This window comes from Paraburkholderia phenazinium, assembly GCF_900100735.1.
Taxonomy (GTDB): Bacteria; Pseudomonadota; Gammaproteobacteria; order Burkholderiales; family Burkholderiaceae; genus Paraburkholderia; species Paraburkholderia phenazinia.
In genome coordinates this window covers 333,092-344,479 of the sequence record NZ_FNCJ01000006.1, presented here as the reverse complement: position 1 = coordinate 344,479, position 11,388 = coordinate 333,092, and the positions used below count along the sequence as shown (strand labels likewise).

9 protein-coding genes are annotated in these 11,388 nt (G+C 64.2%); 6 read left to right on the top strand and 3 right to left on the bottom strand.

The features are described from left to right. Positions 1–72 precede the first annotated feature (72 nt). From BLQ92_RS16530 to BLQ92_RS16510, 5 genes are all read left to right on the top strand, one after another. Positions 73–687, top strand: coding sequence for a glutathione S-transferase family protein (locus BLQ92_RS16530; RefSeq protein WP_090685605.1), 615 nt, complete (start codon positions 73–75; stop codon positions 685–687). Positions 688–843: 156 nt separating this feature from the next. Then, positions 844–1,032: a hypothetical protein gene (locus BLQ92_RS16525; protein WP_090685668.1), complete on the top strand. Its 189-nt coding sequence runs from the start codon at positions 844–846 to the stop codon at positions 1,030–1,032. A gap of 93 nt (positions 1,033–1,125) precedes the next feature. Next, a complete protein-coding gene (locus BLQ92_RS16520) occupies positions 1,126–2,520 on the top strand; it encodes an FAD-containing oxidoreductase (RefSeq protein WP_090685604.1) in 1,395 nt (464 codons plus the stop codon). 92 nt (positions 2,521–2,612) lie between these two features. Beyond that, the gene (locus BLQ92_RS16515) at positions 2,613–2,984 is read left to right on the top strand and encodes a cupin domain-containing protein (RefSeq protein WP_090685603.1); all 372 of its coding nucleotides are present in this window, start codon (positions 2,613–2,615) and stop codon (positions 2,982–2,984) included. 295 nt (positions 2,985–3,279) lie between these two features. Next, positions 3,280–6,132, top strand: coding sequence for an ATP-binding protein (locus tag BLQ92_RS16510; protein ID WP_244106292.1), 2,853 nt, complete (start codon positions 3,280–3,282; stop codon positions 6,130–6,132). A 91-nt stretch (positions 6,133–6,223) separates the two neighbouring features. On the opposite strand, the gene BLQ92_RS16505 is transcribed toward BLQ92_RS16510, so the two are convergent. Further along, on the bottom strand, positions 6,224–7,132 hold the full coding sequence (locus tag BLQ92_RS16505; protein WP_090685601.1) for a LysR family transcriptional regulator: 909 nt from the start codon (positions 7,130–7,132) through the stop codon (positions 6,224–6,226). Between the two features lie 233 nt (positions 7,133–7,365). Here BLQ92_RS16505 and BLQ92_RS16500 point away from each other — a divergent pair, with 233 nt between their 5' ends. Beyond that, complete coding sequence (locus BLQ92_RS16500) at positions 7,366–7,845, top strand: metallophosphoesterase family protein (protein WP_090685600.1); 480 nt, start codon at positions 7,366–7,368, stop codon at positions 7,843–7,845. Positions 7,846–7,927: 82 nt separating this feature from the next. On the opposite strand, the gene proP is transcribed toward BLQ92_RS16500, so the two are convergent. Next, positions 7,928–9,430, bottom strand: coding sequence for a glycine betaine/L-proline transporter ProP (proP, locus tag BLQ92_RS16495; RefSeq protein WP_244106293.1), 1,503 nt, complete (start codon positions 9,428–9,430; stop codon positions 7,928–7,930). Positions 9,431–11,021: 1,591 nt separating this feature from the next. Further along, complete coding sequence (locus tag BLQ92_RS16485; RefSeq protein WP_090685599.1) at positions 11,022–11,297, bottom strand: oxidative damage protection protein; 276 nt, start codon at positions 11,295–11,297, stop codon at positions 11,022–11,024. Positions 11,298–11,388: the final 91 nt, after the last annotated feature.

Here is an 11,388-nt window from a genome sequence, read left to right as displayed (position 1 = left end):
GAAGGCACGCTGTATGCAGCACGCTTGAGCTAAAGTCATGCATTCCTTCTATCTCGAACCACGAGGCATCGAATGCAACTGATCGGCATGCTGGACTCCCCCTATGTGCGTCGCGTCGCGATTTCGCTGGCCGTGCTCGGCTTGCCTTTCGAGCATCGCAGCGTGTCGGTGTTTCGCCATTTCGACGAGTTTGCGAAGGTCAATCCGGTGGTCAAGGCGCCGACCTTCATCGAAGACGACGGCACGGTGCTGATCGACTCGAGCCTGATCCTCGATCACATCGACCATAAGGTCGCGCCGGCCTGCCGTCTGCTGCCCGAGGAGCCCGCCGCGCGGCTGCAGGCGCTGAGCCTGATCGGCTTCGCGCTCGCCGCTACCGAGAAGGCCATGCAGGAGGTGTACGAGCGCAATCTGCGCCCGCAGGAGTCGCAGTACGAGCCGTGGATCGAGCGGGTACAGAAGCAGATGCACGCGGCATTTGGGGTGCTGGAGGAACGTCTGGCCGGACATCGGGGCTGGCTGTGCGGCGAGCGCCTGATGCAGCCGGACATTACAGTGGCGGTGGCGTGGCGCTTCACGCAGTTCATGTTGCCCGGTGCGCTTGACGACGCGCGTTACCCGGCGTTGGCAGCGTTCTCCGAACGGGCGGAAGCGTTGCCCGAGTTTATCGGCGCGCCGCTCGAGTAACCCTGTCCGGAGTGTGGAGGCTGTCGATTGTTCGCTTTCCGCAACAACTCACTTCGCGTTTGCGCTATTTATCCGCGTGGCGCGGATGCCTAGAATCCCACCATCGAAACGTAAGTAGCGTCGTGCCGAAGCGGCGCGATGCAGCGGGAGCCGGGCATGCGAGATTTGATCGAACGACAGCTATATCACCCCTCAGTGGTCCTGCCGATGGTGGCGCTGATGCAAATGATGGTGGCGCAGGACTTTAACCTGAGCCAGGTGGGCCTCATGATGGCCACGAAGGGCGCCCAGGCGGCGCTGCAGCGTTCGCGCGCGCTGATCTGCGCGCATCATTGCCACGGCTGAACTGCAGCGAACTCCTGAAACGACACCGGCATGGCCCAGCGAGGGCAGGCGTAAGATGGCAGCACCGTGTCATCGGCCCTCGGGAGACCTGCCATGCCCCAGCACTTCGACGCAGTCGTGATCGGCACCGGACAAGGCGGCTCGCCGCTCGCGGTGCGGCTTGGCGAGAGCGGCCGCAAGACCGCCGTGATCGAGCGGGCCGCGTTCGGCGGCACCTGTGTGAATGTCGGCTGCACTCCTACCAAGAGCTACGTGGCAAGCGCCCGCACGGCCCACGTGGCACGTCACGCAGCCGCTTACGGCGTGCAGGTGGCCGGCCCGGTGACGGTCGATCTGGCGCAGGTGAAGGCGCGTAAAGACCGGATCATCGGCGAGTCGCGCAGCGGCGTCGAAAAATGGCTGCGCGGTACGCGCAATCTCACCGTGTTCAACGGTCATGCGCGCTTTACCGGCCCGCGCACGCTGAGCATCAGCGGCCACGACGGCCAGCTCATCGAGCAGATCGAAGCCGACGAGATCTTCATCAATACCGGCACGCGTGCCGTGGTGCCGCCGCTCGCCGGCATCGAACGGATCCGCTATTACACTAACGCGTCGCTGCTTGAACTGACCGAATTGCCCGAGCATCTGGCGATTGTCGGCGGCAGTTATATTGCGCTCGAATTCGCCCAGGTGTTCCGCCGCTTCGGCAGCCGGGTCACGGTGCTGGTGCGCGGCGAGCGCTTGCTGGCCCGCGAGGATGCCGATTTTGCGCAGGCCGTGCAGGCTGTGCTGGAACGCGAAGGCGTCAGCTTTCGCTTCGGCGCGCAGCCGCAACGCGTCGAGCCGCTCGCCGGCGACGGCGTGCGCATCGGCTTCGAAGGCGGTGAGGCCGCGCTCGAAGCGTCGCACCTGCTGTTCGCCACCGGCCGCAAGCCGAATACCGACGACCTCGGCCTCGCCGCCGCCGGCATCGACACCGACCGGCACGGCATGATCGCGGTCGACGGCGCCTTGCGCACCCAGGCGCCGGGCGTGTGGGCGATCGGCGACGTCAACGGCCGCGGCGCATTCACGCATACGTCCTACGACGACTACCAGATCGTGGCCGCCAACCTGTTCGACGGCGGCGCCCGCAGTGCCGATACCCGCATCATGGCGTACGCAGTGTTCGTCGATCCGCCGCTTGCCAGAGTGGGCCTCTCGGAGACCGAGGTGCGCGCCTCGGGCCGGCCCGCGCTGATCGCGACGATGCCCATGACGCGGGTCGGCCGCGCGCGCGAACGCGGCGAGACCGACGGCTTCATGAAGGTGCTGGTGGACGCGCAAAGCAAACAGATACTCGGTGCGGCGATTCTCGGCATTGAGGGCGATGAAGCGATTCATACATTCATCGATATCATGGCCGCCGGCGCGCCGTACCCGACGCTGCAGTACGCCATGCACATCCATCCGACCATCAGCGAACTGGTGCCGACTTTGCTGGACCGTTTGAAGCCGCTGCAGTAAGGCAGATGGCTTGAGCTTGCGGCGGGTTGCGGTACGGGCGCAGCCATCGCTTCGTTGACCACTGCTGATCACCGCTGACCACAGGAGCCGTCATGCCGAGTCTGGGCAATCTGTTTCGTCTTCCATCCACCGAGGCCGAGGGCGAGCGCTTCGATACGTTGCTCGAACAGGCAGGCACGACGATCGAGCGCATCGTCTCGACCGGGCAGGCTAGCGCGCCCGGCTTCTGGTACGACAGTCCGCGCGCCGAATGGGTCGTATTGCTGAGCGGTGCGGCGAGTCTCGAGTTCGCCGGCGACGCTCATCCGCATGTCATGCAGCCGGGCGACTATCTGCTGATCGAGGCCCATCGCAAGCACCGGGTCGCGTGGACCCATGACACGGAGCCGACGGTATGGCTGGCGGTTCACCTGGCCCAGGACAGCGGCAGTCTCGAGGCGTCCCAGGTTGTTCCGCCTGGCTGAACTCACGCGCCAACTTCTAGCTTCGAACAGCCAATGCGTTGCCGAGGGAAGCTCTATGCTCGATGCATAAACAGCCGCCGCCTCACGTAGACACTCCGTGCCCATGGCTTGCAGACGAGGTCAAACAAGCCGGACCGATCAAAAAATCAGAAGCGTCGGTTCGAAATTTTTCAATATTTAACAGTTGAGGGTGCCGTAACATCGATCGCCTGATTTGCTTCACGTTGGATCTTGTTTCTTCCCCGATCAACTTCGGCATATTGAGCTCGCGATGGTCCGGATAGGACAGCTATACGTGTCCCTAGAGAATAGGGAAATCCAGCGGAACGGCGAGGCGTTGCGCATCGGCACCCGTGCGTTCGACATTCTCGAATTGCTGATCCGGGCAGATGGGGAGGTGGTGTCGAAGGACGAGGTCATGCGGCGGGTCTGGCCCGACACCGTGGTCGAAGAGAACAATCTGCAGGTGCATATTGCGGCCTTGCGCAAGGTGCTCGGCGACGCTCGCGACATGATCCGCACTGTACCGGGCCGCGGCTACCGGCTGATCGTGGCGCAGGCGCCGCAGGCCGCGCCCGCCGTGCCGCGTTTGGATACCGCTGAGCGCGACGAGCTGCCAGTATCGAATCTGCCGCATGGCGGCGCGCCGCTGATCGGCCGCGACAGCCTGATCGACGAAGTGAGCGCCGCACTCGATTCGGCCCGCGTGCTGACGCTGGTTGGCGCGGGCGGGATCGGCAAGACGCGCATCGCGCTCGAGGTCGCGGGCCGCTCGCGCGCCCGCTTTCCCGATGGCGTGGTGTTCGTTGCGCTTGCCTCGGTATCGGATGCGCGCTTTGCCGTCGATGAACTGGCGAACGCGCTCGGCATGAAGTTGCCGGCCGGCCGCCGCCTGCTGCGCGATATCGCGGCGTGCATGGCGGGCCGCCGCGTGCTGATCGTGCTGGACAACTGCGAGCACATCATGGATGCCGCGGCGGAGATCGCCAGCGCGATGACGGCGGGCAATCCGCTGCTCGGCGTGCTGGCGACGAGCCGTGAGGCGCTGCGCATCAAGGACGAGGTGCTGCAGCGTGTGCCTTCGCTCGAGGTGCCCGCGCAAGACTGCGCTAGCGAGGCGATCTTGCAGGCGAGCGCTGTGCGGCTCTTCCTGGCGCGGGCGCGCGGCATTGATCCGCAGTTTGCCTCGGACGAGCGCAGCATCTTCCTGACGGGACTGGTGTGCCGGCGCCTCGATGGCATTCCGCTCGCCATCGAACTGGCGGCCGCGCGCGCCGCGGTGCTCGGCATCGAAGTGCTGGCCGGACATCTGGACGAGCGCCTGCGCATCCTCGGCGGCGGTTTTCGCAGCGCCTTGCCGCGCCATCAAACCTTGAAGGCGACGCTCGACTGGAGCTACCGCCTGCTCGACGATACCGAGCGCAGCTTGTTGCGCCGGCTCGGCGTATTTCTCAACGGCTTCGCCTTCGAGGCGGTCTGCCACGTGATGACCGGCCACGGCTTTTCCTGCACCGAGATACTCGATGCGCTGGGCGGGCTGGTGTCGAAGTCGCTGGTGGTGCAGGAGAGCAATGCTGCGGGCGCGCGCTACCGCCTGCTCGAAACGACCCGGGCCTACGCGCTGCAGCAGCTCGAAGACAATGGCGAGCGCGATGCCGCGTCGCTCGCACACGCCGCGTATTTCTGCACGTTCTTCGAGCGTGCGCCGCATCGGCGCATCGAATGCCCCCTTGGCGAATGGCTCGCCGAATTCCGTCATGAACTGGGCAACCTGCGCGCCGCGCTCGACTGGGCCTTCTCGCCGCACGGCGACCGGCGCGTCGGCGTCGAGCTGGCGGCCGTGGCGGTGCCGTATCTGTTCGACGTCTCGCTGGTCGACGAATGTTGCGAACGCTCGCGCGTGGCGCTACATGCGCTCGAGGAGGCCGAGGCGGCGGAAGCGGCCCCCGACGCAGAGGCCGACACTGCACCGGTGCCGCTGCGCGCCAAGCTGTGGCTGATCGCGTCGTACGCCGCAGCGCTTGTCTACACGCATGGCCCGGTTCGGGCCGTGCATGACGGGTGGTCCGAGGTGCTGTCGCTGGCCGAGGCGAGCGGCGATACGGAGTTCGAATCGCGCGCGCTGTGGGGCTTGTGGAACGCCTGCCAGTACGGCGGCGAGACGCAGGCGGCGTTGTTGCTGGCGCGCCGCTTTGGCACGCTTGCCCAACGCGGCGAGAATCTGACGCAGCGGGTGATCGCGCGCCGCATCGAAGGTATCGCACTGCACTATGCCGGCGAGCAGAGCGCCGCACGCGCCCAGCTCGAGGCGATGCTGAGCGCCTATGTCCGGCCCGCGCATCGCTGGCGCACCGTCGGCTTCCGGATCGACCATGGGATCGTCGCGAACGCCACGCTGGCACGCGTGCTATGGCTGCAGGGCGAGACCGGCAAGGCGCTGGCGCTCGCCGAGCAGGCGCTGGGCGCCGCGCAGCAATACGAGCACGACATGGTGACCTGCTACGTGCTGGTCGAAGCGGTAATTCCTGTCGCACTGCTAATGAATGAAGCCTCCATTGCCCGGCATGGTATCGGCATGCTGCGCGCTCGTGCGTCGCAGGCGGGCTTCGCGATCTGGCTCGCCTGCTGCGACTGCTTCGACGAATACCTGCTGTCGCGCTCGGAGCTGGGCCGCCTGCCGCAGTTTCGCAACTCGCTCGATGCGCTGCGCGCGCTGCGTTTCAAGGCGCCGATGATGATGATGCTGGCGCAGTTCGGCAGTGTGTTGCTCGCGTGCGGCCGCCGGGACGACGCCGCTAACGTGATTGACGAGGCGCTGCGCGATTGCGAGCAAACCGGCGAGCGCTGGTTCTACGCGGAGCTTTGCCGCATCCGCGGCGAAATTGCGCTTGCGGCGAGCCAGATGGCTGAAGCCGAATCCTGGTTTGCGGCGGCGCTCGGTTGCGCGCGACGCCAGGGCGCCGGCGAACTCGAACGGCGGGCGGCCGCCAGCATGGGCGAGTTCAGGAAAGCGCAGCGTGCCGCGAGTGTCGCGCATTTGCCGGGTTCGCTGCTGCTGCATTCGCAAGGGCATCGGCCGACGCTGCCGCATTTGCTGCCGGGGGCGGGCGGCTACCCGGTGGCTGGCGCGGTGAAGCAGGAAGGCTAGGGCGGCGGCCGACTGCACTTGCATCGGCGGGCGCCTTTGCGTGCCCTCACGCGCCGATCCGGGCGTGGCGTTGCGACAAGGGGCGCTTTCTTCAGATGCGCGCGATGAACTGATCGATCAGATCGGGCTGATTCAGTTGCTCGACCCACCAGCGCAGCGCGCGGCCGGTCTCGTCGTCGCGCCATGCGACGTAGCATTGCGTGACTTCCCGCATGCCGGCGACGCGTTTGGCGACCAGCTTGCCTTGCGCGATCGGCCCTGCGGCGAGGCACTCGGGGACCGTGCCGACGGCGAGCCCCTCGCACTGCGCGGCGAGTTTGGCAGCAAGCGTCGGCACGGCGATGCATTCCTGCGCGCTCTCGGTCGCCACCGAGCGCGGTTTCAGTTCGCGCGAGGTGTCGCTGATGACTGCACCGCGATGGCGCGCCACGGTTTCGCTCGTGAGCGGTTCGGGCAGGCGGGCGAGCGGATGCTCCGGCGCCACCACGAAGACGTGGCGCAGCGAGCCGACCGGACGCGCCACCAGATGCGGCAGTTGCGGCGGCTCGCCCGCCGCACCGACCACGAGGTCGGCGCGCCGCGTGATCAATGCGTCCCACGTACCGCCGAGCACCTCGCGCGTGATGCGCAGGCGGGTCTCCATCTTCAGATCGTAGAAGGCGTGGACGTAGTGCCAGAGGGCGTCGAGCGGCAGGATCTCGTCGACGCAGATGCGCAACTCCGCTTCCCAGCCTTCCTGAATCCGCTGAGCTTTCTGTTCCAGCTGTTCGGCGGCATAGAGCAGGTGCCGGCCTTCCTCGACCACCACCCGGCCTGCGTGGGTAAGCCGGGCTCGCCTGCCGGTGCGGTCGAACAGCACGACATCGAGATCGCTCTCGAGCTTTTGCACCAGGTACGTGAGCGAGGACGGCACGCGGTGCAGCAGTTCGGCGGCTTCGGCAAAGGTGCCGGTGCGATCGATTGCATCCAGTGCTTCGAGCGCTTCGAATGACAGCTTCATAGGTTAATTTCCGTTTTGTAGTAGTTGCCACGGTGCGCATGAGGCGCTGTTTTTGAAGTATCTTCCGCGACGGCCATGTATGTAACTGAAACGCGGACCGACGAGTCTGTTCTTTAAGAATTATTCAGATTGTCACAGGGAATTTCAGGCCTTCACATGCTTTAGCGGCATGGCACACTGAATGACCTGCGCCGCAGTGTGCGGCGCAAAACGATTCTCCGACGCATGCCATCATGACGACCCATTCCACACTGACACGCATCGGTCTGATCTCCGACACCCACAACCTGGTGCGGCCGGAAGCCCTGCGGCATCTCGCGGGCTGCGACGCGATCATTCACGCGGGCGATATCTGTGAGCGAGCCGTGCTCGACGCGCTCGAGCGCATCGCGCCCGTTACCGCCGTGCGCGGCAACAACGACACCGGCACGTGGGCGCGCGAGTTGCCGACGCACGCCACGCTGAGTGCGCAGCAGGTGAAGATCCGGGTCGTGCACGACATCGCGGATCTGGATGGCGATCCGCGTGCGCAGGGGATTGCGGTGGTCGTCAGCGGGCATTCGCACAAGCCGCTGATCGAGGAGCGCGCTGGAGTGCTGTTCGTCAACCCGGGCAGTGCCGGGCCGCGCCGCTTCAAGCTGCCGGTGTCGGCGGGGCTGCTGATTGTGGAAGGAGCGCGCGCCACCGCTACCTGGCAGGCGTTGCTGGAATAGAAAACGGACCGCGCATGCCGAGACATGGGCGGTCCGTTTTGGGGCGACGCTTGATGCGTCTTGCTACTTCCTCTGTTTCTGCTTACGCCCGCGCAGTCGCTCCGGCGGCGTAGCGCTCGTCCATCTCTTCAGCCTCGCGTTCGCCGCGCAGCACGGCGTGCGCTTCGGCCCGCGTGGCGACGCACGGTCCCGAGCCGAGCAGCGGCTTGCGAGCGGTTTCGCGCAAGGCGAGCACCGAGACGATACCGATCAACGATGCGCCCATCAGGTAGTAAGCGGGCATCATCAGATCGCCGGTGCGCTCGACGAGCCATGCCGCGACGAGCGGCGTCGTGCCGCCGAACAGCGATACCGAGATATTGAAACCGATCGCCAGCGCGCCGTAGCGGATCCGGGTGGGGAAGAGCGCCGGCAGCGCCGAGGGCATCACGCCGGTAAAGCACGACAACAGCACGCCGAGAATCAGCAGGCCGCCGAACACCGGCAACATTGCCCCCGTGCGGATCAGCAGCAGCGCCGGAATCGCCAGCGCGAACAGTCCGATGCAGCCGAACAGCATCACCGGCTTGCGGCCGACCGTGTCGGACAGGCGCCCGGCGAACAGCGTCATCGGCATCATCAGCACCATCACCAGCAGCACCAGAAACAGGCCATGCGTCTCGTCGAAATGCAACGTCGACGACAGATAGCTCGGCAGGTACGACAGCGCCATGTAGTCGGTCACGTTGAAGATCAGCACGAGGCCGACGCACAGCAGCAGCGGCTTCCATTGCTGCGCGATCAGCTCGCGCAGGCGTTGCTTCGGCCGCGCCTTGTCTTGCGCCTCATAAGCCTCGGCCTGCTTTTTGAACGCGGGCGTTTCTTCGAGCTTCATACGAATGTACAGACCCACCAGACCCAGCGGCCCGGCGATCAGGAACGGCACGCGCCAGCCCCACGACAGCAGCGCATCGTGCGACAGCGTGGCCGTCAGCAACGCCACGGTGCCCGCGCCAAGCACATAGCCGATCAAGGTGCCGAATTCGAGGAAGCTGCCCATGAAGCCGCGGCGCTTGTCGGTCGAAAATTCGGCGATGAAGGTCGCGGCGCCCCCGTATTCGCCGCCGGTGGAGAAGCCCTGCACCAGACGCGCGACCAGCAGCAGGATGGGCGCGAAGATGCCGATCGAGCCGTAGCTCGGAATCAGGCCGATTGCGAAGGTGCCGACGGCCATCATGATCATTGTCATGGCAAGCACGCGCTGCCGGCCGATGCGGTCGCCAAGCGGCCCGAACACCATGCCGCCGAGCGGGCGCACGAGGAAGGCCGCCGCGAACGTGCCGAAGGTGGCGATCAACTGGGCCGACGGATTGCTCGACGGGAAGAACACCTGGCCGAGCGTGACGGCGATGTAGCTGTACACGCCGAAGTCGAACCATTCCATCGCATTGCCGAGCGCCATCGCGCCGACTGCACGTTTGAGGAGGGATTTGTCGACGACCGTGATGTCGTCGAGGGTAAGGCGCTGTTCTTGTTTGTGGTGTCGCCAGAAGCCGTTGCTGGAAGCGGTCAAGGTGAAAACTCCAATGACTGCGACGAAACTCATGAAAACGCGCATGAACGTTCCGCCACGGGTGCTGGGAAAAAGTGCAGTTTCGCGAACCGGGCGTGGGCGAGGGGGGCGACAAGGTAGGGCCGGCGCGCAAAGAAAAACCAAACGCCGTGCCGTCCGCCTCTCGCTTGCGCGCATTCGCGGAATTGCACTGATCTAGGTGCTGCTGATTGTTTGCATCTGCGTGGCCGTGGAAGGGGGGCAGATGCATGAGGACGCTGGGACAGTTGGAAACCGCCTGCACGCCGCTGAAAGGCTTGGCACGAAAAAGGCCGGTGATGACCGCGATGAATCCGCGACGTGACCGACAAGCCTTCTTGTATAAAAACTGCTCAAAACGCGATGCGTCGCACACGGCGCCGCATGGTGAATTGAACGCGAATGATGGTGAATTACTGTTGGAACGATGCACATGATAGCACGATGACAGAGGATCGTGCAAACGGGGTGGCCGGCGGATCTCGCCGAAGCGGCTGAATCCCTTGCGGGGTGGGGGATCCGAGGGAGCTGGAAAATTTGAAGCGAGGGTTTAAAAGTGGGGCTTGCAGCGACCCACAAGGGGGCAAGCGGATTCGGACAGGCGAAAAAAAATCCGCGCGCACGGCGCGGATTTTCGTCGGACGGATGGGGGTGTAGCGCATCGCGTCGTAACCCCTCGACACAACGTTCACCGTGAGCACCTGGATTTCAGAGCGCCAGAAAAACCGGAGAGGTGGACGGCAATAGTCCGCTACCGGGCCGAGCTGCTTTGCAAAGGCCGGAAGTCCCCCTTGATGCATGCGGTGTTGCGAACGCACAGTTGGATGTGGTTTCGCTGCGAAAACCCGCGTCAGGAATAGATCGGCTCTCCCTCCAGGAAAGGACCGCGCACCGAATCGTATTCCGTTTCATGACGGTCTTTCCTGTATTGCTGTAGTGCATTCATGACTGCACAGTCCAGCGCGCGTCCTGCCTTGTCTGCCGTCTTGCCGACGTTTTTCGGTACATCCTGCTTTGCCTTGCTCAGGTACTTAAATAGATGCCGTGCCCAAGCCAGTCATATTTTTTCTCCGATGGCAAAAGGTGTGGTTCCTTGCCACCGAGAATCCGCTCGCCGATTTTTTGATCGCAGCCGTGGAATCCAAGCACGAAACTAGGTTGATATTCGTAGACCGACCAGATAGCAGACCTCAATTCCGAAAAGGTTGCGCGAGCTCGTCGCTGTCGTCCACGATCCCTGCACGCTTCAAAAAGGCGAGTGCAGAGGCTTTCGTCTTTCGCATTTGCGCTCCGTGCGCACGCATATCTGCCAATCGCTCATTGAGCGTCATGACACGCACAGTCTTGTCTTTCGCGTGCATGGAAGCCTTGCCCGACTTGGCTATTGACTTGGCAGAAGCTTTTTGGGGGGGGGCTTGGGCGTCTTGGCTGACGCGGCGCTGGATGTCTTGCTGGGCATGACGGGTCCCCCCTTAACAGACGGCCTTATTTTAATATTTTTGACCGCAAGATCCGACGGACGTCGCGTGGCACGCCGCCCTTGATTTACGACGCCCACCGTGAGTATTGGCTTTGGCGCCGTACGCCCTTGCGGGCGCTTATCAGATCAGCCTTGCGACGGCGGCACGTAGCCCGAAGCTTGATCGGCGCCTTCGCCGAAGAAGAACTTCTCGGTCTGCTTCATCAGGTACTGGCGGGCGCGCGGGTCGGCCATGTTCAGGCGGTTTTCGTTGATCAGCATGGTTTGCTGCTTGAGCCATGCCTGCCACGCTTCCTTCGAGATGCTTTCGTAGATCCGCTTGCCGAGTTCGCCCGGCAGCGGCGGGAAATCGAGGCCTTCGGCTTCCTTGCCGAGCTTCGCGCATTGAACCATACGAGCCATGCTGTGCTTCTCCTTTGTCGACCGGAGTCAGTGTTTTAGCACTGACTCCGGTCCCATAAAAATAGTTACTGTATCAATGGGGACGCAGTTG